The organism is Methanocalculus chunghsingensis, from assembly GCF_018132105.1.
GTDB classification, from domain to species: Archaea; Halobacteriota; Methanomicrobia; order Methanomicrobiales; family Methanocorpusculaceae; genus Methanocalculus; species Methanocalculus chunghsingensis.
In genome coordinates this window covers 166,680-185,412 of the sequence record NZ_JWHL01000003.1, presented here as the reverse complement: position 1 = coordinate 185,412, position 18,733 = coordinate 166,680, and the positions used below count along the sequence as shown (strand labels likewise).

The 18,733-nt window shown below is 51.6% G+C and carries 30 protein-coding genes; 5 read left to right on the top strand and 25 right to left on the bottom strand.

The genetic code is table 11. The annotated features are described in order from the left end of the window. Window positions 1-4 precede the first annotated feature (4 nt). Window positions 5-1,261 (bottom strand): 3-isopropylmalate dehydratase large subunit, encoded by a 1,257-nt coding sequence (locus tag RJ53_RS03790; RefSeq protein WP_211530286.1) that lies wholly within the window; start codon window positions 1,259-1,261, stop codon window positions 5-7. 122 nt (window positions 1,262-1,383) lie between these two features. Here RJ53_RS03790 and RJ53_RS03785 point away from each other — a divergent pair, with 122 nt between their 5' ends. After that, the gene (locus tag RJ53_RS03785) at window positions 1,384-1,977 is read left to right on the top strand and encodes a DUF2115 domain-containing protein (protein ID WP_211530285.1); all 594 of its coding nucleotides are present in this window, start codon (window positions 1,384-1,386) and stop codon (window positions 1,975-1,977) included. Between the two features lie 4 nt (window positions 1,978-1,981). On the opposite strand, the gene RJ53_RS03780 is transcribed toward RJ53_RS03785, so the two are convergent. Genes RJ53_RS03780 through trmY form a run of 7 tightly spaced genes read right to left on the bottom strand, consistent with a single transcriptional unit; the run spans window position 1,982 to window position 6,378 of the window. Then, window positions 1,982-2,548 (bottom strand): HemK2/MTQ2 family protein methyltransferase, encoded by a 567-nt coding sequence (locus tag RJ53_RS03780; RefSeq protein ID WP_211530284.1) that lies wholly within the window; start codon window positions 2,546-2,548, stop codon window positions 1,982-1,984. 9 nt (window positions 2,549-2,557) lie between these two features. Further along, complete coding sequence (rsmA, locus tag RJ53_RS03775) at window positions 2,558-3,334, bottom strand: 16S rRNA (adenine(1518)-N(6)/adenine(1519)-N(6))-dimethyltransferase RsmA (RefSeq protein WP_211530283.1); 777 nt, start codon at window positions 3,332-3,334, stop codon at window positions 2,558-2,560. Continuing rightward, window positions 3,331-3,891, bottom strand: coding sequence for a DUF655 domain-containing protein (locus RJ53_RS03770; protein WP_211530282.1), 561 nt, complete (start codon window positions 3,889-3,891; stop codon window positions 3,331-3,333). Before RJ53_RS03770 ends, rsmA begins: the two co-directional genes overlap by 4 nt. 12 nt (window positions 3,892-3,903) lie before the next feature. Beyond that, window positions 3,904-4,254, bottom strand: a complete 351-nt coding sequence (locus tag RJ53_RS03765) for an RNA polymerase Rpb4 family protein (RefSeq protein WP_211530281.1) — start codon at window positions 4,252-4,254, stop codon at window positions 3,904-3,906. Window positions 4,255-4,277: 23 nt separating this feature from the next. Continuing rightward, window positions 4,278-4,571: a 50S ribosomal protein L21e gene (locus tag RJ53_RS03760; RefSeq protein ID WP_211530280.1), complete on the bottom strand. Its 294-nt coding sequence runs from the start codon at window positions 4,569-4,571 to the stop codon at window positions 4,278-4,280. A gap of 2 nt (window positions 4,572-4,573) precedes the next feature. Continuing rightward, the gene (locus RJ53_RS03755; protein WP_211530279.1) at window positions 4,574-5,815 is read right to left on the bottom strand and encodes a tRNA pseudouridine(54/55) synthase Pus10; all 1,242 of its coding nucleotides are present in this window, start codon (window positions 5,813-5,815) and stop codon (window positions 4,574-4,576) included. Further along, window positions 5,815-6,378: a tRNA (pseudouridine(54)-N(1))-methyltransferase TrmY gene (trmY, locus tag RJ53_RS03750; RefSeq protein ID WP_211530278.1), complete on the bottom strand. Its 564-nt coding sequence runs from the start codon at window positions 6,376-6,378 to the stop codon at window positions 5,815-5,817. Before trmY ends, RJ53_RS03755 begins: the two co-directional genes overlap by 1 nt. 101 nt (window positions 6,379-6,479) lie before the next feature. Between trmY and RJ53_RS03745 the strand changes: the two genes are divergently transcribed. Beyond that, the gene (locus tag RJ53_RS03745) at window positions 6,480-6,833 is read left to right on the top strand and encodes a type II toxin-antitoxin system PemK/MazF family toxin (RefSeq protein ID WP_211530277.1); all 354 of its coding nucleotides are present in this window, start codon (window positions 6,480-6,482) and stop codon (window positions 6,831-6,833) included. Between the two features lie 2 nt (window positions 6,834-6,835). On the opposite strand, the gene RJ53_RS03740 is transcribed toward RJ53_RS03745, so the two are convergent. From RJ53_RS03740 to RJ53_RS03670, 15 genes are all read right to left on the bottom strand, one after another. Then, window positions 6,836-8,161, bottom strand: coding sequence for a signal recognition particle protein Srp54 (locus RJ53_RS03740; protein ID WP_211530276.1), 1,326 nt, complete (start codon window positions 8,159-8,161; stop codon window positions 6,836-6,838). 7 nt (window positions 8,162-8,168) lie between these two features. Then, on the bottom strand, window positions 8,169-9,323 hold the full coding sequence (gene ftsY, locus RJ53_RS03735; protein ID WP_211530275.1) for a signal recognition particle-docking protein FtsY: 1,155 nt from the start codon (window positions 9,321-9,323) through the stop codon (window positions 8,169-8,171). Window positions 9,324-9,332: 9 nt separating this feature from the next. Continuing rightward, window positions 9,333-9,788: a prefoldin subunit alpha gene (gene pfdA, locus RJ53_RS03730; RefSeq protein ID WP_211530274.1), complete on the bottom strand. Its 456-nt coding sequence runs from the start codon at window positions 9,786-9,788 to the stop codon at window positions 9,333-9,335. Continuing rightward, on the bottom strand, window positions 9,778-9,969 hold the full coding sequence (gene rpl18a / locus RJ53_RS03725) for a 50S ribosomal protein L18Ae (protein WP_211530273.1): 192 nt from the start codon (window positions 9,967-9,969) through the stop codon (window positions 9,778-9,780). The genes pfdA and rpl18a overlap by 11 nt, the downstream gene beginning before the upstream one ends. A 5-nt stretch (window positions 9,970-9,974) precedes the next feature. Continuing rightward, window positions 9,975-10,637 (bottom strand): translation initiation factor IF-6, encoded by a 663-nt coding sequence (locus RJ53_RS03720; protein WP_211530272.1) that lies wholly within the window; start codon window positions 10,635-10,637, stop codon window positions 9,975-9,977. A 1-nt stretch (window position 10,638) separates the two neighbouring features. After that, window positions 10,639-10,902 (bottom strand): 50S ribosomal protein L31e, encoded by a 264-nt coding sequence (locus RJ53_RS03715; RefSeq protein WP_211530271.1) that lies wholly within the window; start codon window positions 10,900-10,902, stop codon window positions 10,639-10,641. Window positions 10,903-10,905: 3 nt separating this feature from the next. Next, a complete protein-coding gene (locus tag RJ53_RS03710; RefSeq protein WP_211530270.1) occupies window positions 10,906-11,058 on the bottom strand; it encodes a 50S ribosomal protein L39e in 153 nt (50 codons plus the stop codon). Further along, on the bottom strand, window positions 11,055-11,669 hold the full coding sequence (locus tag RJ53_RS03705) for a DUF7411 family protein (RefSeq protein ID WP_211530269.1): 615 nt from the start codon (window positions 11,667-11,669) through the stop codon (window positions 11,055-11,057). Before RJ53_RS03705 ends, RJ53_RS03710 begins: the two co-directional genes overlap by 4 nt. Then, window positions 11,666-12,004, bottom strand: coding sequence for a DNA-binding protein (locus RJ53_RS03700; RefSeq protein WP_211530268.1), 339 nt, complete (start codon window positions 12,002-12,004; stop codon window positions 11,666-11,668). Before RJ53_RS03700 ends, RJ53_RS03705 begins: the two co-directional genes overlap by 4 nt. Window positions 12,005-12,016: 12 nt before the next feature. Next, window positions 12,017-12,466, bottom strand: a complete 450-nt coding sequence (locus RJ53_RS03695) for a 30S ribosomal protein S19e (protein WP_211530267.1) — start codon at window positions 12,464-12,466, stop codon at window positions 12,017-12,019. Window positions 12,467-12,557: 91 nt separating this feature from the next. Beyond that, window positions 12,558-12,773 carry a YhbY family RNA-binding protein gene (locus RJ53_RS11605; RefSeq protein ID WP_343221821.1) on the bottom strand — a complete coding sequence of 72 codons (216 nt, stop codon included), beginning with the start codon at window positions 12,771-12,773 and terminating at the stop codon, window positions 12,558-12,560. Between the two features lie 10 nt (window positions 12,774-12,783). Continuing rightward, a complete protein-coding gene (locus RJ53_RS03685) occupies window positions 12,784-13,110 on the bottom strand; it encodes a ribonuclease P protein component 4 (protein ID WP_211530266.1) in 327 nt (108 codons plus the stop codon). Between the two features lie 25 nt (window positions 13,111-13,135). Further along, window positions 13,136-13,750 carry a phosphoribosylglycinamide formyltransferase gene (gene purN / locus RJ53_RS03680; protein ID WP_211530265.1) on the bottom strand — a complete coding sequence of 205 codons (615 nt, stop codon included), beginning with the start codon at window positions 13,748-13,750 and terminating at the stop codon, window positions 13,136-13,138. Between the two features lie 17 nt (window positions 13,751-13,767). Beyond that, entirely contained in the window at window positions 13,768-15,048 is a 1,281-nt protein-coding gene (locus RJ53_RS03675) for a hemolysin family protein (RefSeq protein WP_211530264.1), read from the bottom strand. 59 nt (window positions 15,049-15,107) lie between these two features. Continuing rightward, window positions 15,108-15,965, bottom strand: a complete 858-nt coding sequence (locus tag RJ53_RS03670; RefSeq protein ID WP_211530263.1) for a sugar phosphate isomerase/epimerase family protein — start codon at window positions 15,963-15,965, stop codon at window positions 15,108-15,110. A gap of 37 nt (window positions 15,966-16,002) precedes the next feature. Here RJ53_RS03670 and xseA point away from each other — a divergent pair, with 37 nt between their 5' ends. Next, window positions 16,003-17,247, top strand: coding sequence for an exodeoxyribonuclease VII large subunit (xseA, locus tag RJ53_RS03665; protein ID WP_211530262.1), 1,245 nt, complete (start codon window positions 16,003-16,005; stop codon window positions 17,245-17,247). Next, the gene (gene xseB / locus RJ53_RS03660) at window positions 17,231-17,413 is read left to right on the top strand and encodes an exodeoxyribonuclease VII small subunit (protein WP_211530261.1); all 183 of its coding nucleotides are present in this window, start codon (window positions 17,231-17,233) and stop codon (window positions 17,411-17,413) included. The genes xseA and xseB overlap by 17 nt, the downstream gene beginning before the upstream one ends. Window positions 17,414-17,417: 4 nt before the next feature. Here xseB and RJ53_RS03655 read toward each other — a convergent pair whose 3' ends face one another. Further along, a complete protein-coding gene (locus tag RJ53_RS03655) occupies window positions 17,418-17,846 on the bottom strand; it encodes a DUF371 domain-containing protein (RefSeq protein ID WP_211530260.1) in 429 nt (142 codons plus the stop codon). A gap of 33 nt (window positions 17,847-17,879) precedes the next feature. On the opposite strand from RJ53_RS03655, the gene RJ53_RS03650 reads away from it, so the two are divergent. Beyond that, window positions 17,880-18,452, top strand: a complete 573-nt coding sequence (locus RJ53_RS03650; protein WP_211530259.1) for an HVO_0476 family zinc finger protein — start codon at window positions 17,880-17,882, stop codon at window positions 18,450-18,452. Here RJ53_RS03650 and RJ53_RS03645 read toward each other — a convergent pair. Then, window positions 18,447-18,707, bottom strand: a complete 261-nt coding sequence (locus RJ53_RS03645; RefSeq protein WP_211530258.1) for a thioredoxin family protein — start codon at window positions 18,705-18,707, stop codon at window positions 18,447-18,449. The two genes, RJ53_RS03650 and RJ53_RS03645, sit on opposite strands and share 6 nt — an antisense overlap. Window positions 18,708-18,733 lie beyond the last annotated feature (26 nt).

Genomic DNA, 18,733 nt, shown 5'->3' with positions numbered 1-18,733 from the left:
GCCATTACACCCCCCTTGGATCGGTTATCTCCCCATACAGAGCACTTGCCGCCGCCGTCGCCGGGGACGAGAGGTAGACTTCTGCCTCCGTACTTCCCTGCCGTCCCCGGAAGTTCCGGTTGGATGTCGAGAGGGACACCTCCCCCGGTGCAAGGAGACCGAATGCCCCACCCATGCACGGACCACAGCAGGGTGCCTCGACAAGGGCACCTGCCTCGACGAACCGTTCAATGAGCCCTGCACGGAGGGTCTTGAGATACTCGTCACGGGATGCCGGGATGATGATCACCCGCACCTTATCAGAGAAGGTCTCATTACCAAGAACCTCGGCAGCCTCCTGCATATCCTCAAACCTTCCGTTTGTGCAGGAGCCGATGAAGACCTGATCGACCTTCCGCCCTGCAACCTCCTCAACGGAGACGACATTATCTACATTATGGGGAACGGCAACCTGTGGTGAGAGATCAGACACATCATATGACCGCTGATCAAGATACACTGCATCCGAATCAGGGGAGAGCTCGACAGGATCAAATGACCTCCGCTCCTTCAGATATGCTCGAGTCACCTCATCAGGGGGGACTATCCCGGCCTTCCCACCCATCTCAATTGCCATATTACAGCAGGTCATCCTGCCCGGCATATCCATCTCTTCAAAGGCTGAGCCACCAAACTCAAGCGCACAATAGGTGGCACCATCTGCCCCGATATCACCGGTAAGCCTGAGGATAAGATCCTTGGGACCGACCCGGGATGCAAACCGGCCTTCTGCTCCGACCCTGATACTCTCGGGAACCCGGAAGTACAGGGCACCGAACTTCAGGGCAAATCCCATATCGGTCGAGCCGATACCGGTTGCGAATGCCCCGACAGCTCCATACATGCAGGTGTGTGAGTCACTCCCGACAACGATATCACCAGGTGCAACCCTCCCCTTCTCAAGAGCAACCTGGTGGCAGACACCTTCCCGAAGATCATAATTGACGATCCCCTGCTCCTCGGCAAATGCCCGCATCATCACATGATTTTTTGCAGCCGGAATGGAATCGGCAGGGATCTGGTGATCGAAAAGGAGAATGATCTTCTCGGGATCAAAGACGCGTTCTCCCCCCATCTCCCAAAACTGGGTGATAGCAAGGGGTCCGGTGATATCATGGATCATTGCGGCATCTATTGGCGCCATAACGACATCACCAGCCTTCTTCTCCCTGTGACATCTTCGTGAGAATATCTTCTCAGCAACAGTCAATCCTCTGGCCATCGGTGTACTTATCCTCCTTCAAGCTATACTATGCTTTGGATGATAAGAGATCAATTCCCGGATACAGGAAGTGTTGATCGATGAGATGATTTCTCCGGAACAGGCGGTGAAGAATAGTGCACATGCGTAGTAGCAGACTCAAACTGAAAGGAGAGCGAGTCAGAGAGGAGATCGAATCAGTCACAGCACGCCTCATGAAGGCAGAGATGCAATCTGACCTGGGTGATTTGATCGCAGAGGAGCTGCATCATTACACACCCTATGACCTGATGCAGATTGCAGCTGCCCTGAAGCAGGAGATCAGAAATCTGCCCCCGGAATATCGGGAAAGACTCTCTGATCATACATCAGAACAGATATTTGGGACATACCACAGGATTCTTCTGATGAAGAGGGAAGGGAAGATCAAAGCTTTACAGGATCCTCTCCACAATAAGGTGCTTTTTCTGACATACTGCCATATGATACAAGAAGCATGCCTCTCACCTGATCATGCGGGGGGTGCACATATGACCCCGATGGGGAGACTCCTCTACTTCCTCCTCTCGGCCTTTCGAATCTTCGTCCTTCATGAATCAGTCCATCCGGTCGGAACCCCTTTTCCCGGAGGATTACAGGTGAAAAAGAAGGGGGGGGTGATCTATTGTCCTGTCCGGGATCGGGCGGACGAGGTTGTGTACGCACTTTGCCGGTTCTGCCCGGCGGAACAGGGATAAGAACTTATACCCGGCAGAGATCCCGCATACCAAGGAGAACTACGAGATTTTCACCTTCACATACTTCTTCTGCAACAGTAAAGGCGATCATTCCCGCTTTGCTGAAGAGGGATGAGACTTCTGAAATGCCTGTAAGAGAAGAGACAAGGAGAAGAATCCTGCCCTGCAGGGTCAGGTGATCAGGAGCGACCTCAAGGAAGCGTTGAATTGTCCTTCTTCCATCCTCTCCCCCATCAAGTGCATATTCCAGCCAGTCATCTATCCGCTCCTCTTCAACAGTCGGGAGATACGGGGGATTGAAGATAATGAGATCAAACCGCCCCGAGAGGCCTGAGAAGAGATCAGTCCTGATGACCGGTACCCCACGTGAAAAAGCCATCTCTGCGGCATGAGGATTGATATCTGTTGCCACAATCCGATCAGCCATCTGAAGGAGACCTGCAGCGATCTCGCCGCTTCCCGTCCCTATCTCAAGCACCTGATCTCCCGGGCGGAGAACCCGGCGTGCCGCTTCAAGGAGGAGATGCGTATCCTCTGCAGGGAAATAAACCTCGGAATGATAGAGAGACATAGAAGATGATTACTCTGCATCTGCAAGGATGTTGGCCATCTCTGCAAACGCCAGAAGAGGCAGCCTCTCCGGCCGCAAAGCAAGGGTTGTATCATCAAGGCTGCCAATGAGATGATCAATCCGCTCAGATCCAAAGATGCCCCGGGCAGATTTTAGGCAGTTCCTGACGGTCTTTCTCCGGTGTGAAAAGAGCATCCGGACAAGATCCGCATAGACTGTATTATCCTGGATAGGGATCGGGGGATCAGCCGGGGTGATGCGGACGACCATGGACCAGACCTCGGGAGGCGGGGAGAAAGCCTCTGGAGGAAGTTCAAGGAGAGGTTTTACCTTCGCATAGGTCTGAACCATCACCGAAAGGCGGCTCGTATCAGGCATACCTGCCGGGGTGAGCATGCGCCTCGCAAACTCCCACTGGTACATCAGGACAGCAACCTCAAAACCGATCGAAAGAAGGCGGAATGTGATAGGAGAAGAGGCTGAGTAAGGAAGGTTGGCAACGACGATATCAAATGCAGGGAGAGGACATCGGGTCGCATCTCCATGAACAAGGATAAGGCGGCCGGCAGCAATCTCTTCTCTGAAAAGTATCTTCAGATCGGATACAAGAGAACTATCGATCTCAACTGCGATGACGGTCGCCCCCCGTTCAAGGAGGGCGCGTGTCAGAATGCCGCCGCCGGGACCGATCTCAAGTACCCGGCGACCGTTCACCGGAACTGCGCCTGCGATCCGCTCTACTGCGGAAGGATCTGCAAGAAAGTGCTGGTCCAGTCGGGCTCTCATCGTGATGTGAAGAGATGGTGTTTGACGCTCGGATCCATTATCTCCTCAAGAATGCGCTCAGCGATCATCCTCTCAGGATGTTGCATCGCCTTAATCCGGCTCCGGATATCATCAAAGCTTGTGAACGGTGCCTTCTGGCGTGCCTCGAGAACCTCAGAGAGAAGTTTCTTCCCAATTCCGGGAAGGAGGTGGAGCATATGGAGCTTCAGACTTATTGGAACGGATTTGTTAAAGAATTCAACAAAACGTGCCTCATTCTGAGAGACGATCTTCTCTATTGCAAAGGGAAGTTCAAGACGTGCGGTTGATGTCAGCTCCTCATATTTCAGCCTTCTTTTCACACGTTCAACCTTCGGACGTTCACCATCACCGATGTAGAGTATCTCATGAATATCCACATTAACAGTCTTTGGGATGATCTCAAGAAGTTTGAACTGATCAACACCAACTGCAATTACCACAGGTTCGCGCTTTATAATCGGACGGGGATCATCAGCATACCCGTGTTGCAGTACATCAATCGCTAACGCTTGACTCTCTTTCTTCTCTGCCCTCATGCTCAAATCACCTCACCGTTTTGATGAAACGAGATCAAGGATCGAATCAAGCTCTTCAGTAGTCAGCGTAAAGCGTTCCTTTGCATAAATAGCACGGAGCTCATCTCTGTTGACGGGCATGAGATTTGTGATCCGGTATGCAATATCCGGTTTCATCTTCTCAAGACCCAGCAGTTCAGAGACAAGCTCTTTTGAAGCTTCCGACGAGATTTTTGCGAGGTGATTGACATGTTCGATGCTCTTCTTCAGCTCGTAGGACATCTCTTTACCGGACTCCAGGCGTGTAGCCTCAATCCTGAGAAGTTCTTCACGGATCTCCGGAAGGGTAACCCTCTCCTCGCTAATAAGTGCCTTAACTTTCATGACAATCACCAGATTACGTCTAATTAATATTTTTGAGCTTTTAGATGTTGTGGTCGTGCAATGACGGTCTTCGTTGCGTTTCCGTCTTTGATCTCAAGGACCCATGCCTGACCCCGCTGACCGATAACCGTTCCGGTCTTACCATGGAACCTTCGGTGAGGCATCCCTTTGTGGATACTTGGTTCCACAACAATGTGAACCTTCTGCCCCTCGTCAAACTGCTGAATGACAGAGGTCACCGGTGGGAGACCACGTGCTCTGAGTGCTTTCTTGAACTTATATCGCGTCTTCTTCCGTGGACCGTTATGTAGTGCCATGATTATTCGTCTCCATTCTCAGGCATACCCTCCACCGAGGTGACATCAAGTGTCACCACCAGTGCAGGTATACCGAGGATCTCTGAGAGGCTGGGGGTTGTCCTCCCGCCATCTCCTGATATGAGCTCTTTGATGTAAAGACCAGCCTCCCCGACCACTTCGATCAGGTACCGGCCATTCTCTACACCCAGACACTCGATCTGAACGACCATGCGCTCCCTGACAAGGTCCGCCCTCCGATGTGCAACACGGCGGGGGGTGCGTTGATGGATAACTGCCCCATTCAGGGCATCCAGGGCTTTTCTGACCTCATCCAGAGATGTATGGCCGTCAATATCGACCAGAATCCTGTATGTCTTATGCGCTTTGTGCGATTTAAGAGTTTCCACCTCCCGCCGTGCACTCCATCGCTCAATCGATACCTCAACCCTGCCATTCGCTGAATGATTGATAGCTGACTCAAGGGCCTTGAGATCAACGCCGCGATGGGTTGGAGAGAGTACCTCCATGATGAAAGGACGCCCGGATCCGACCATCAGCGCATCGATATCTTCCCGGCCAGCTCCATGCAGGAGAGCCCCCTCTGCCCTGAAGAGTTCTACAGCCGGCCTCCCGATGAGCTCTTCGACGGAATCGGGATACTGCTTCCCCGAGCCCCCGCAGAGATCACAGCCGGAACCACGGCATGCGCGACAGTCCCAGTGAGTCTGTGGGATACCACGCTCAAGTTTTCTATATCTCCCATAAAAGAAGACCGGAGCGATCTGAACCTCAACAATCTCTTCAGGGATATTGAGGATGATGGTCACCTCAGGATTCTTCGTCTCTCCCCGCTTTCCGGTTATCCTGGCAACCGCTTTTCCGACCTCCCGGTTCATCTCCGATTTGAGAGGTTCGGGATCAGGTAAGGAGAAATCACTCCAGAGCATCTCCTCGGATTCCGCGATCATGGGAGGGACACGCGTCCCGATGACGAAGGTCTCATGATCGATACCCGCAAGAGCAGCCGCAACACGCTCAGCCCATACATCAATCTCAGTGAAGAGATCCATACAGACGCTACAGGTGCCGCGTTCATAGGGTGAGAAACGTTGATTCTCTGCAAGTGCATGGCTCAACCTGAGGGCATGCCCCCGTTCATCATTTGAGATGCCAAATGATCGCTTTGCAAAGAGGCGGCCGAGACAGTGATCACAGATCGGTCCATACTCAAGAATACGGCCGGTTAAAGAGAGGAGATCCATTACAATCCCCTCCGATCCACTTCATTGAGGACAACGGTGATCGTATGATCGGCATGGAGGACCTTTGGCCCGACAGAGATGCGCGGAAGATCCGCAACCAGTATATCCTCCTCTTCGGTGAAGTTCTGATGATCAGAGAGGAGGAGGTTTTCAGGAATCATACCTGCAGAACGGATATCGGCACCCCCTTCATCGAGTATGGCAAAGGAGTATTCTGTAAGGAGCTTTCGAAGGCCGCCACGCCGTATCGATACACCGGGAGATGATTCGGTAAACTCTTCGCCACAAGGCTTTGCAAGGGCCTTTTTGATGAGGGCTCCACTACTCCGTTCATCAGGATTAAGTGATCTGACCCTCTCTCCGGAGAAACGGACAGTCATCTCCTCTCCGCCTTTGAGAATGAGGTAACACTCAACATCCCGTCTCAGATCATGGGAGAGGAAGAAGGAGGCATTCACACAGCGGCAGAGGACATCCATCCTCCCTGCACTTCCGGGCATATCATTGAGCGAAAAGCCCGGATCCGTGACGGCACGGTGGCCGATAATTGCAAACCGTCGCATAATTTGTTCCACACTGGACTCCTGAAGGGTGTTTGTGCCACAAAACAGGAATGTATAGCCTAATTATATTGATGGACAGGCGCTTAATGATATGGAGAGGTATGGATGCAGAGATCCATACAGGAGAGACAATGGGAACCTATAATCCACGTGATGTCGTCATAGCACCATTTCCGTTCCATGATGGGAGGGGAAGCAAAAACAGGCCGGCGATCGTCCTCTCGGCCGCCGATAACCAGCTCCTCCTTGTGCCCTGTACAAGCAGGCCTGCAGACAGGATCCCGTCGATCAGGATCGATCTCGATGATTTTAAGGAGGGGGGTCTTGACCTATTCGATGAGAGCTATATCCTCACCACACATCAGACATGGGTACCAATACGAAAGATACTCTCAAAGAAGGGAAGGCTGACTGATGAAGCCTTTATGGATATTAAAAGACTGTGCCGGTGCTGAGGCTATCCAAGCTTGTCACCGCCAAACTGCTTCATCATCCGGTTCATAGAGAAGCGCCCTCCTCCCTTGAAGCCTTTCAACGCTTTCTGCATCATCTTATAATATTTTATCAGCTCCCGGACCTGGTCAACTGACGATCCGGAACCATAGGCAATCCGGTGAATACGGGATGTTCCAAGAACAGACGGATCATCAAGCTCTGCATCCGTCATGGAGTCCATCATCACCCGGTACCGCTGCATCTTCACCGAGGTGACATCATAGACCTCCCCGGGGAGATTCATATTACCAAGGGGCAGCATTGAGAGGACCTGTTTGAGAGGACCCATCTTATTGAGGGCTTCAAGCTGTTTGTACATATCACGAAGGGTAAACTTCCCCTTCATCATTGCATTGACATCGAGATCATCACTCTCGATCACTTCTTCAGCCCGTTCAACCAGAGCACGGAGATCCCCCATCCCGAGCAGCCGTGAGATGAATCCATCAGGATCGAACCGTTCGAGATCATCGATCGTCTCGCCTGAACCAATGAAGACAATACCCGATCCCGTCTCAGCAACAGCCGAGAGGGCGCCGCCACCTTTGGCTGTTCCATCCATCTTTGTGATGATGACCCCATCAATACCAATGGCCTCATGGAACCTCTTCGCCTGATCACGCGCTCCCTGACCAAGGGCCGCATCGATGACAAGCCACCGATGCGTCGGCTTAACCGCGTCGTTGATCTGCATGATTTCATCGATGAGATCATCTTCAAGGGCATGGCGGCCGGCAGTATCGACGATGATAACCTCGACATCACGAAGTGCTGAGAGACCATTTCTGACAATCGTCAGGGCATCCTTCTCGTTTGGATCACCATAGATTGGGACATTAATCTTTTTGCAGAGTGTCTGAAGCTGAACAAAGGCACCAGGCCGGAAGTTGTCACAGCAGATTGCTCCAACCTTCATCCCTTTCCGCTGAAGATACCGGCATAGTTTGCCTGTCGTTGTCGTCTTGCCGGACCCCTGCAGACCCGCCATCAGGATCTTCTGGGGCTTGAGCTCCAGCTCGGTCTCAGGACCCATCAGGGAGACGAGTTCCTGGTAGACGATTCGAAGGACATGATCCTTCACTCCCATCCCTTTTGGAAGCTCCTCTTCAAGGGCACGCTTCTTGATTGACTGGGAGAGCTGCATCACAAGTTTGACATTGACATCAGACTGGATGAGCGCCCGCTGGAGATCACGTATCAGCTCTTCGACAGCTGCCCTGTCAACAACAGCCTTGCCTGCAAGCTTTTTAACGGCATCTTTGAGAGATGTGGAGAGAGAATCAAGCATCGGTTAATCAGTCCCCCAGGATCTCATTGAGGATGAGATCAGGTGTAAATGGTTGTATATCTGAGTATTCCTGGCCAACCCCGAGGAAGACGAGTGGTTTTCCGATAGTATAGGCGATGGATATGGCAGCTCCACCCTTGGGATCCATATCTGCCTTTGTCAGTATCACACCATCAGCTCCGACGGTCCGGTCAAATTCGGCCGCTCGCACAACAGCGTCATTTCCTGCCGTCGCCTCATCGACATACAGGATGAGATCCGGTTTTATAACCCGCCTGATCTTCTCAAGCTGACTCATAAGGTTTGCCCGGTTATGAAACCTGCCTGCGGTATCGGCAAGGACAACATCCATCTGATGCGCCCGTGCGTACTCAACCGTATCAAAGAGGACGGCAGATGGATCGGCACCCTCCTGATGGTGGATGAGCCGCACGCCAATGCGATCAGCATGAACCTGTATCTGTTCGATTGCCCCGGCCCGATAGGTATCTCCGGCTCCAATGACGACGGAAAAGCCCTCTCTTTTAAGGAGATCGGCAACCTTTGCAATAGAGGTCGTCTTTCCGGTTCCATTAACACCCGTGAAGAGGATCTTCACCGGCCGCTCATGTGACCGGATATATGCCGAGATATCAAGGCCTTCACCGAGAACCTCACGGAGAGCGTCTCTGAGTGCATCGCTGACAATCTTACCGGGATCCTGGCGGATTTTCCGGTTCGTACCGACAAGAGACGCCTTCATATGAGCGATAATCGCATCGGTCACCGGGAGTGCAACATCAGATTCGAGCAGAACCATCTCAAGATCAAAGAGCGGGTCAGCAACATCCTTCTCGGTCAGAATAAACTCGCGTTCGGTAACAAGGGTTTTGAACTTCTGAAAAAAGCCGGCCTTTTGTACGGGTTGTTCCGTCTCTTCAGACCATCGCTGCTTTGCAGATGCACCACCCTTTTCAGGAGCGGGTGCAGGAGGAATATCATCAGATATCGCTTCATGCAACAGGGTATCAGCAGGTGCAGAATCTTCCGCAGGTGCAGGAGCGATTATTTCATCAGATGCGGTTACTGACGGGGAATCGTCAAGAGGCCGGGCATGCTCCTCGATGGAAGCACCAAGCCTGTTTCGGACATCCCTCAGTTTATTCCTGAGACCTTCAAACATACTCCCCGATCAGCTCCGGCCCTGGGACTGGACCTGACCTGCCTGATACAGCTGGTCAAGGCGTCTTCCAACCTCTGCTGCCTGACTCTGAAGTTTCCCTATTGTCTCAGCAAGGCGTCTCCCCTGTGCCTCCATTTCACTGATCCGATCAGAGAGGTAGGTGACCGCTTCATCATTAGATTTTTTCACGGAAACCCCCGACCCGATGCTGACGATGACAGCATCAGGATCGATGACACGGGCATGAATGGCTGCACCGGAACCTATTGGAAGGAGAGTGATTGCATCAGTCGTCCCTTTCAGCCCCTTCAGGCTCTCAATGGCGGCAGCAGATTCCATCCGTGCCTGTTCAACCATCTGGAGCTGCTGGGAAAAGAGCTCGATCTGCTGGTTAAACTCACTGAGATACATCTGGAGTGTCTGGAACTCCTGCTCAGGTGTCGGAGTACGGGTATTACTCTGCATTGACACTCTTTATGCTTTCAATTTTGATTAATCTTCGCTCGAGGCGGTGTTTGCTACCGATCAGCGTATAAATGCGCTCTCTCGCCTGTACCTCGTTTGGTGCACCGATGACCTTGGTATATGGTTTCCAGGAATCACCGATCTTAACAGCACCACTCACTTCAAACTCTGTTAACTCCATTCATCTCACCGTAGTAATCCTAAGACATCTTCCATCCGTCCAAGCTCAAATCCTGTCGTTGCACCACCGGCGATGAAACCTTTTGAGTTTGCAATCACCCCGGTGCCCACAAGAATTGAACCCATATTGACAGATCCACATCCGACCGGAAGCGAGGTGAGTGCCTCGACCCGGTCAATCTCATGTTGTGTCGCTCGTGGAGAGAGGAGAACACCTTTGTTCGTCACAACCGATGCCATTCCTACAGTAGGTATCCCGGCGATCTGCATTCGCTCAACAGGAACCTTGAGGAATTCACTGATCCGATCCATCAGCTTTACCGGCATCTCAGGGTGAACGAGGGCAAATTCATCATTGACAAGGATGACATTCCCCGCGGCATTCATCGTCTCATCCAGAAGCATGACCTCCCCGTACTCCTCGAGCCGACTGCGCTCCTCCGGGCTGATCATCCCGGAGACCACCATTCCATGGCTGTTTCCAGTAATGAGAGATCCGATGATGGATGTACCTTGCAGAAACATCCGGACAACCTCAACATCAAGGGCTTCTGCTACTGCTTCAGCAAAGCTGTCAGGGACGGTCTCAGGGAGGATGACAAACTCTTCAAATGCGCGGGCATAGACCCCGATATTTGGATCGCCATCGAGGGACAGGGTATATTTCATGTTACTCTCCGGCAAGTTCTGCCTGTACCTGGCCGTCAGAAAACTTCATTGCACGAACGCGAATCATGCGTGGGGGTTTCTGGCTTCCGCGCTCCCAGACCTTCTCGTTGATATTCCGATCCAGTTTGACGTCCTCTGCCTTCATATGCTTCTCAAGGAATGTTCTGATATCCTTGATGGCAACTTTTGAACGCTTCCACTTTGGGGCACGCTTTGCATCCCTGAGCGGAATATTATATATCTGTTCCTTTACTGCCTCAACCATTGCCTACACCTTCAGAGTACTGCGTCTCCAGTTGCGTCGCTTTGGATGTGATACAACCGCACGCTTCGTCTTGATCATGACCCATGACGGAACTCTCCGGTTCTGCTGGGCGGCTTTCGCCATTCGAATCTTTCGGCCTTTTGTCAGCTTACTCATTGGTATTCACCAACCTGATCTGTTAGTTCTATTCTCCCGGTGACGAGAGACTGCTGATGATTCTTCGGAAAGATCCCCGACCAGTCGATGCCACGCAGGGTCATCTCATCGCGGATCTCACGTTCGTAATCACCATTCTGTATCTGTGACGTCTCACCATAGACGACGGCGAACATACGATTCACCAGTCGTTCAATCTCACGCCTGCCAAATCCAAGAAGGGGGCGTATATATGAGACCCCCGTCCTGTCTTCGAAGCTCTGCACTTCCGCTGGTGTCAGCATAGGGACCCGGTCCAGAAACCGGGTACCATCGGCGACCACCTCATATTCCTGTGCAAGAACACAGAGGGACCGTCGGTGGATCTCATTGATAGCCTCGTTTGGATACCCACACCGATTCAGTATCCCGATGATCTCATCAATGAAACCTGGCGCAAAGGTCATTTTTCTCCAGGGTAATCCCAGAGCCTCTGCCGCCGCCGCGACCTGTGAAACCTCCCGCATCGGATCAAAGACAAACGTCGCAAGCTCTACTGAATAATCCCGTGATAACAGGATTGCGGCAAGGCTACTATCCTTACCACCACTGTAGAGCATTCCAACCTTCATCCTACCCTTCGGATTTTGAAGTCTTTCTTCTGCGGCACCAGTTGTGCAAGGAGCTGTTTAAGCTGTGCATCAGTGATCTTCTGTTTACTGGAGAGGCGACCCTGTTGGGCCAGCATGACAAGCTGCTGCTCTACAGCACGTGCAAAGTCGGGTTTTGTCAGCTTGATGGTATTAAGCCGCTCACGTGCTTCAGGTTCAAGAACCTGCATGAGCACCATCTGAACCTGCTGTTCGACCTGACGCTGGCGTTCGGCCTCATGCTCCTCACTCTGCTGTTGTTGCTGAAGCTGTGCAAGCCTGCGCTGCCGGAGTTCGGCTAACTCATCGTCTCCCATGGAATCGTCACCTCAGTACTTTGCAAGGCCAGGGGCCTTCTCGACAGTCTCTGTTTTAAGACTGTATGCAGCCCGGTCAAGGAATGAGCGGCCTGCGGGTGATACCTTCCGGCCACCGGTTGCCTTCTCGAGAAGACCTGCAGCCTCAAGCTGCTGGAAGATCTTCCGGGCGATTGATCCGCTCCCTTTTCTGAAGCGGGAGGGTCTGGAACCCCGGTTCTGGGCTCCGCCATAGACACTCCGAAGTCTCTCAACGCCGACAGGGCCGTCGACATATACACGGCGCAGAACTGCTGCTGCGCGGAAATACCACCAGTCGGTGTTCTCTGGGGGCATCTCTTTATGAACTCCCGTCTTCACATACTCCGCCCATTCAGGTGCCTGGATCTCGGGTTTCTCCTTAAGATCCAGAGCAACCTTCCTGATGAGGAGATCGGCCGGGACATCAAATACTGTAGTCATGGTCTTTTCCTCACTGCTGTGTTTCACTAACAGTCTTTACTTATAAGCTGGCTCTATTGATATAAATTTCGAGGTTCCGGATGAGAAGGAGTTATCCTCTCTTCCTTGCAATTACCATCATCCGGCCACGGGTGGCAACAATAATCCCACCAGTCCCTTCAACGATCGCCTCGGGATCGATTGAGGCATTCTTCAGCCACTTCACTTTAATGATCTTTCTGACTTCAAGCTGTGAGCGGATCTCCTGAGTAACCTCAGGTGTGATCCCCTGTTTTCCCACCCAGATTGTCGGTTTTAACGTCTGGATGGCTGATGTATCATACTTTTCCGTTATACTCCCTCACCACCGGATAGCGTCTCTGATCACGACAGAGGAGGCAGGTTACAATCACCTTTCCATGCTGAATCCTTATCCGGGCAGTCCGGCCCGGTACCAGGTATCCATAGCATGTGCGACAGAACTGCCTCCTGTATCGTTTCGGCATTCTCAATCTCTGTTTCATAGCAATGCGTCGTGCCAGAGCAATGCACCGTTCTGCACGGCCAGTATCCTCATGCACCCATCTGGATGCCTCTGCAAAGAGAATATCTATACGTTCTCGTGCGATCCGTTTCCCATTTCCCGGACGAACTTTCTCTGCCATACCATCCACACCGGAAAAGCCGTTTTTATTCTGCTTCTTCAGAGATAAAGACCCGCCTTCCATCGATCTTCAGGCGCCCCTCACAGAAGAGGGAGACAGCCTCGGGCAGAGCCTCATGCTCAAGCGCGAGGATTCGATCAGAGAGGGTTGATTCGTCATCATCTTCATTAACAGCACAACAGCGCTGAAGGATGATCGGACCGGTATCCGTACCCTCATCCACAAAATGCACCGTGCAGCCGGATACCCGGACACCATACTCAATTGCCTGACGATGTGCATTCAGTCCGGCAAATGAAGGAAGGAGGGAGGGATGGATGTTTATGATCCTTCCCGCGTTCTCCCTGATGATGGAAAAGCCCAGAATCCTCATGTAACCCGCAAGTACGATCAGATCAGGATTCATTGATCTGAGAGCTGCAGAAAGTGCAGCCTCATATTCATCCCTCGACTGGAAATCCTGATAGTTGATTGTGGTAACCGGGATCTTCTGGCTCTCTGCCCTCACAGCGGCAGGTGTTCCGGTTCGATCGACGATGAGCCCGACACACCGTCCGGCAATCTTCCCCTCTGCAATTGCAGAGGCGACTGCCAGGAAGTTGGATCCCCTTCCGGATGCAAGCATGACGATGCGTTTCATACCGTAGTATGGGTTGCTCATATCGTTAAGGATTCGCTATCATCAGGTTTCTTTTTAAAGATGAGTTTCACCTTCAGAATCTGCCGTCCCCGCATCTGTGTAACGATGAGACGGGCAGATATTTCAGGTATCTCAAAGGATTCGCCAAGATGGGGGATATGGCCGAGATGGGTGAAGACAAGTCCCCCGACCGTCTCATAGGAGTCAGGCTCAAGGGGAAGGGGAGCTTCAAGGACCTCATTAACATCCTCAACCCAGGCCTGGGCATCGATCATATAGATGCCATCGCCAAGATTCTGAATCTCCTCTTCTTCGGTATCGAACTCATCAAGGATATCACCGACGAGTTCCTCAAGGATATCCTCTATCGTGACAACGCCTGCAAAGCTCCCATATTCATCAAGGATGATCGCAATATGGGTCTGTTTAAACTGAAGCTCCCTGAGCAGATCATCGATCTTTTTGGATTCCGGGACAAAGTACGCCTCATGAATGATATCAGGGATTTCTGTATCGGATTCTCCGGAGTGAACTGCCCTGAATACATCTTTCACATTAAGAATACCGATAATATTCTCTTTCTGTTTATGATAGACAGGAATCCGGGAAAATCCAGTCTCATGAAAGATATCCAGCGTCTCCTCAAGATTTTTAGTGTCATCAATCATGACCACATCCAACCGTGGGGTCATCACAACACGTGCAGTCGTATCCCCGAATCGGAAGACCGAGAAGAGCATCTCGCGTTCATTTTCTTCTATTGCCCCTGTCTCTTCACCGACATCGATCCATTCCTTAATCTCCTCTTCTGTAACCTCCTGATGATATGAACCATCATCCGCGGCATGGATCTTGCGAATAACATCATTCAGCCAGAGAACCGGAGTTAGGATCTTTTCAAGAAATAAAATCGGACGGGCGACCAGGAGGGCAAAGGAGTCAACACGCTTTGAAGCGTAGGTCTTTGGCCCGATCTCCCCGATGACGAGCATCAGGATGACGACGACACCGGTTGCGATGCCAACTCCTGCATCACCGAAGTAATCAATAGCAATCGCCGTTGCCAGGGTTGCTGCTGAGACGTTGACAACATTATTTCCTATCAGGATCGTTATCAGAAGATGATCGGTATTCTCCTTGAGTTTGGCAAGTGCAAGAGCACTCCTGTTCCCTTCAATAAGAAGTGTCCGTACTTTTGCCCTGTTGATTGCTATCAGGGCAACCTCGGATCCGGAGAAGAAACCAGATAAGAAGAGGCAGATAAAAAAGAGGATGAAATGAAGTGCATCAGCCGCCATCAACTATCACCCCTGTCTAACACCTTATGTGGATTATCGTTCATGGTTGCTTCGTGTAATCATTCTCTGGAGTTAAGAAATGATAAATATACCTGTTTGTGCCATGCTTCCCGAAAATAATTCGCTTCCCTGGAGAGGATGGCAATCTTTTCATCATACCCCGGTGCCTCAGGGAAGCTGAGATCTTCTATTTCAAAAATTACTGGTCCGTCGTATCCGTATCTCCCTAATAACCCGGCAAGATCATTCATGCCACCTGTCCGACCAAGGGGGTGATGCATGGATGATGCCGATCCGTCACTTGCATGAACATTGACGAGGCGATCCCCACAGAGTGAGAGAAAATCATCAGGAAAGGAGTGTCCGCTCATCAGGGCATGAGCATAATCGAAAGTAAAGGAGAGGCGTGGATACTCATCCAGCACGCTCCGGACAGACTCAGGGGTTGTCAGAAGAGCGTTGATTTTTTGCTCCATATTCTCTACCGCAACAGCGACAGAGAGACCCCCGGAAACCCGCTCGACAGCCTCCATATAAAGTTCAAACCGATCCATATCGGCCCTGCTGGGAGGTCGCTTCGCCGTTCTCCTGCCCGGGTGGATGGTAATGACCGTGGCCCCCAGATGCTCCGCAATCCGGATGGCGGAGCAGGCAGACTCAACCGATACAGTGGCGACTTCAGGGTTGATCGAGACCGGATTCAGATCAAGGACAGGGGCATGAACGGTGATCGGGGAGAGTGATGGATAGTCTGCGATCACCACCTCAAGGTTCTCCAGCCTCCGGCCGGTCGTCCAGAACGAGGGAGTTTCAAGCCAGAATTCAATCGTATCAAGACCTGATGCAACAATAGCTGAAAAGACATGTTCAAGTGCATACTCATGAAAGAACATGCTTGAAGCACCAAGCCGGACCATACGCAGATTCTTCACATCCCGGCACAAATAGATTCCTATGCCCGGTGGCGAACAGGCGACCCTTGTATCGGAAGAACCCGAGATCCTCTCCGTCATCGATCTATCCCGCATCATCAGAGAGAGGCTTGACACACCAGACCTTCGGGGAGTGCGTGTCAGAGGTGAGGTGACCAATTACCGCCTCCACTCATCAGGCCATATGTACTTTTCACTTTCTGACAGAGGAGAGAATGGGGATGCAGCAATTGACTGCGTGATTTGGCGGCGGGCAGCACAGCAGGTCAAGCCCCCTCCTGAGAACGGAATGGATGTTATCGTCACCGGTTACATCGATCACTATCCCCCCTACGGAAAGACACAGTTTATCGGTGATGGGCTCATCCATGCAGGAGCCGGGGAAAAATACCTCCTTCTTGAACGATGGAGACAGGAACTTGCGAAGGAAGGATGTTTCCTTGAATCCAAAAAATTGCCTCTCCCCCCCTACCCTTCCCGGATCGGGGTCGTCACCTCCAGAACCGGGGCAGTCCTCCAGGATATCAGAAATATTCTTTCACGAAGGTTCCCGGTCGATCTGATCCTTTCACCGACACAGGTCCAGGGTGAGTACGCTCATATCGATATCTCCGCTGCGATTACCCGTCTCGACGGGGGTGTGGATGTGATCATCATTGCACGTGGCGGAGGAAGTTTTGAAGATCTCTTCTGCTTTAATCACCCGGATGTCATCCATGCAATTGCTGCCTGCCACACGCCGATCATCTCAGCCATCGGCCATGAGGTGGATGTTACCCTCTCGGACCTTGCAAGCGATGTAAGAGCCCCGACACCATCTGCCGCTGCCGAGCTCGTCGTCACTGACCGGGCACAGCTCCTTATCGAGCTTCAGGATAAGAAGGGAGCCATGCAGACGCTCCTTCTTGATCGGATAGAGAGGTATAGAAACGATCTTGAGGATCTCAGGCTGCGGATCATCAGCAGGAGAATCGAGCGGCGGCTCAGTGATATGAAACAGACCTCCTCAGACCTGCTTGAACGACTTCAACGTGGGATAGCCATCCGTCTTCAGACTGAGAAGAAGGAGCTTAAGCATCTTACAGCACAAATCCGTGCCGCAGACAGCCGGGCACCTCTCAGACGGGGGTATACACTCCTCTTTGCCGAAGGCGAATTGATCAGATCAGCTGCTGAACTGAAGAGGGGCGATGCTGTGACAATCTACTTCTCAGATGGAGAGGCAGAAGCAACGATTACCGAGGTAGAAGATGACAGAGACGTATGAAGAGATGGTAAAACGACTCCGTGAGATTGCACGAAAGCTTGAAGATCCTGATACACCCCTTGACGAGAGCATCAGGCTGTATAAGGATGGTATTGATCTTATCAATCGATGCGAATCATTCCTGTCGCAGGCAGAACTGCGAATACTTGAGATTACAGAAGAGTAGATGGTTAATCCATCCTTTCTGCGATAAGGGTGACCTCCATCAGGGCACCAGAGGAGAGCGCCTCTATCAGCCCCTTCGGAAGAGTGCGCGCCACGTAATTCGACCGGATACCTATTGTACGGCCGCAGACGTAATCGCTCCTCCTCCAGACGAGATCTGTCGGGTGATCAAGCGCCATCTGAGCAGATCCCTCTGACCGAATCTCGCAGGCGATACCTTCAGCCACCAGTATTGTTCGCAGAATCGTCCTGTCATCAGAGAGAAGATCGGAGAAAGCATCTGAAAGGTCATGGAGAGATTTGTCTGCTGAAATACCAATAATACAATCGCCGTTAAGGGTCATCTCTTCTTCAGTCGTGATCATAAATGTCGTCGGATGACGACCGGTGACATTGGCATGGCCCCGGCACTGTATGACTTCCCTGATCTCCATCGTTTATGAGTCTCTATGTACCACCTATAGAGCATGTCGATATCGATCAGATGCCCGGGTTGTGAAGAGGAGACCGATCACGATATCGTTCGTGATGGATCACCCGCCACAGTACGTTGTTGTGAGTGTGATCACATACACCGAACCACTATTACGTTTCCTGCCGTACTTGAGATCCCTGCGATCGTCAGTAATGAAGCAGAATCAAACAAAGGGACCATAGAACTCTCAGATGATGATCTGGTGAACATCGGGGACACATTCGTTGCAGATGTCGGAGACGATGCCTTTGGTGTCGAAGTGACAGGAATAGAAGTTGGACCGGCCCGGCGAAGGAGAGCATCCGCAAAGGAGATCACCTGCCTCTGGACAAGGGTTATCGATACGGTCATCATCCGTGCATCACTCCATAAAGGAGCAACAACGATACCGCTCTATGAAGGCGTTGATGGCGAGACTGCTTATACCATCGGAGAGATCACAGAGGTCGGAGGACGTCAGTTCCGTGTAACCCGAATAAAAATGAGGGATGGGCAGGTTGTCAGAAAACCAGGTTCCTATGCAGAGGCCCGTTTTATAAAGCGGATCTATGGTGAGCGGTCATAAGTATTTTTTAACGAGTTCTTCAAACTCCTCACGATGAAGAACACCCTCAAACTTCTCGACGACGGCTCCATCTGAAATAATGACCGTCGTCGGCGTCACCCTGAGTTTATACTCACTTATATATTCAGGGCTCGATTTTGCATCAATCGATTCGATGGTAACTGATAACGCCTCTTCAATCTGATCGTTAATAGGGTCCTGTTCAAGGCACCCCATACACCCATCCTGGTAAAAGGAGAGAATCTTCACTGCCATGATGGAGATTCTTCGTGGTGAAGATG

Excerpts from the sequence above, each read along its gene's own strand:
- RJ53_RS03790 (WP_211530286.1), bottom strand. The coding sequence starts at position 1,261 with ATGGCCAGAGGATTGACTGTTGCTGAGAAGATATTCTCACGAAGATGT.
- RJ53_RS03785 (WP_211530285.1), top strand. The coding sequence starts at position 1,384 with ATGCGTAGTAGCAGACTCAAACTGAAAGGAGAGCGAGTCAGAGAGGAG.
- RJ53_RS03780 (WP_211530284.1), bottom strand. The coding sequence starts at position 2,548 with ATGTCTCTCTATCATTCCGAGGTTTATTTCCCTGCAGAGGATACGCAT.
- rsmA (WP_211530283.1), bottom strand. The coding sequence starts at position 3,334 with ATGAGAGCCCGACTGGACCAGCACTTTCTTGCAGATCCTTCCGCAGTA.
- RJ53_RS03770 (WP_211530282.1), bottom strand. The coding sequence starts at position 3,891 with ATGAGGGCAGAGAAGAAAGAGAGTCAAGCGTTAGCGATTGATGTACTG.
- RJ53_RS03765 (WP_211530281.1), bottom strand. The coding sequence starts at position 4,254 with ATGAAAGTTAAGGCACTTATTAGCGAGGAGAGGGTTACCCTTCCGGAG.
- RJ53_RS03760 (WP_211530280.1), bottom strand. The coding sequence starts at position 4,571 with ATGGCACTACATAACGGTCCACGGAAGAAGACGCGATATAAGTTCAAG.
- RJ53_RS03755 (WP_211530279.1), bottom strand. The coding sequence starts at position 5,815 with ATGGATCTCCTCTCTTTAACCGGCCGTATTCTTGAGTATGGACCGATC.
- trmY (WP_211530278.1), bottom strand. The coding sequence starts at position 6,378 with ATGCGACGGTTTGCAATTATCGGCCACCGTGCCGTCACGGATCCGGGC.
- RJ53_RS03745 (WP_211530277.1), top strand. The coding sequence starts at position 6,480 with ATGGATGCAGAGATCCATACAGGAGAGACAATGGGAACCTATAATCCA.
- RJ53_RS03740 (WP_211530276.1), bottom strand. The coding sequence starts at position 8,161 with ATGCTTGATTCTCTCTCCACATCTCTCAAAGATGCCGTTAAAAAGCTT.
- ftsY (WP_211530275.1), bottom strand. The coding sequence starts at position 9,323 with ATGTTTGAAGGTCTCAGGAATAAACTGAGGGATGTCCGAAACAGGCTT.
- pfdA (WP_211530274.1), bottom strand. The coding sequence starts at position 9,788 with ATGCAGAGTAATACCCGTACTCCGACACCTGAGCAGGAGTTCCAGACA.
- rpl18a (WP_211530273.1), bottom strand. The coding sequence starts at position 9,969 with ATGGAGTTAACAGAGTTTGAAGTGAGTGGTGCTGTTAAGATCGGTGAT.
- RJ53_RS03720 (WP_211530272.1), bottom strand. The coding sequence starts at position 10,637 with ATGAAATATACCCTGTCCCTCGATGGCGATCCAAATATCGGGGTCTAT.
- RJ53_RS03715 (WP_211530271.1), bottom strand. The coding sequence starts at position 10,902 with ATGGTTGAGGCAGTAAAGGAACAGATATATAATATTCCGCTCAGGGAT.
- RJ53_RS03710 (WP_211530270.1), bottom strand. The coding sequence starts at position 11,058 with ATGAGTAAGCTGACAAAAGGCCGAAAGATTCGAATGGCGAAAGCCGCC.
- RJ53_RS03705 (WP_211530269.1), bottom strand. The coding sequence starts at position 11,669 with ATGAAGGTTGGAATGCTCTACAGTGGTGGTAAGGATAGTAGCCTTGCC.
- RJ53_RS03700 (WP_211530268.1), bottom strand. The coding sequence starts at position 12,004 with ATGGGAGACGATGAGTTAGCCGAACTCCGGCAGCGCAGGCTTGCACAG.
- RJ53_RS03695 (WP_211530267.1), bottom strand. The coding sequence starts at position 12,466 with ATGACTACAGTATTTGATGTCCCGGCCGATCTCCTCATCAGGAAGGTT.
- RJ53_RS03685 (WP_211530266.1), bottom strand. The coding sequence starts at position 13,110 with ATGGCAGAGAAAGTTCGTCCGGGAAATGGGAAACGGATCGCACGAGAA.
- purN (WP_211530265.1), bottom strand. The coding sequence starts at position 13,750 with ATGAAACGCATCGTCATGCTTGCATCCGGAAGGGGATCCAACTTCCTG.
- RJ53_RS03675 (WP_211530264.1), bottom strand. The coding sequence starts at position 15,048 with ATGGCGGCTGATGCACTTCATTTCATCCTCTTTTTTATCTGCCTCTTC.
- RJ53_RS03670 (WP_211530263.1), bottom strand. The coding sequence starts at position 15,965 with ATGGTCCGGCTTGGTGCTTCAAGCATGTTCTTTCATGAGTATGCACTT.
- xseA (WP_211530262.1), top strand. The coding sequence starts at position 16,003 with ATGCCCGGTGGCGAACAGGCGACCCTTGTATCGGAAGAACCCGAGATC.
- xseB (WP_211530261.1), top strand. The coding sequence starts at position 17,231 with ATGACAGAGACGTATGAAGAGATGGTAAAACGACTCCGTGAGATTGCA.
- RJ53_RS03655 (WP_211530260.1), bottom strand. The coding sequence starts at position 17,846 with ATGGAGATCAGGGAAGTCATACAGTGCCGGGGCCATGCCAATGTCACC.
- RJ53_RS03650 (WP_211530259.1), top strand. The coding sequence starts at position 17,880 with ATGTCGATATCGATCAGATGCCCGGGTTGTGAAGAGGAGACCGATCAC.
- RJ53_RS03645 (WP_211530258.1), bottom strand. The coding sequence starts at position 18,707 with ATGGCAGTGAAGATTCTCTCCTTTTACCAGGATGGGTGTATGGGGTGC.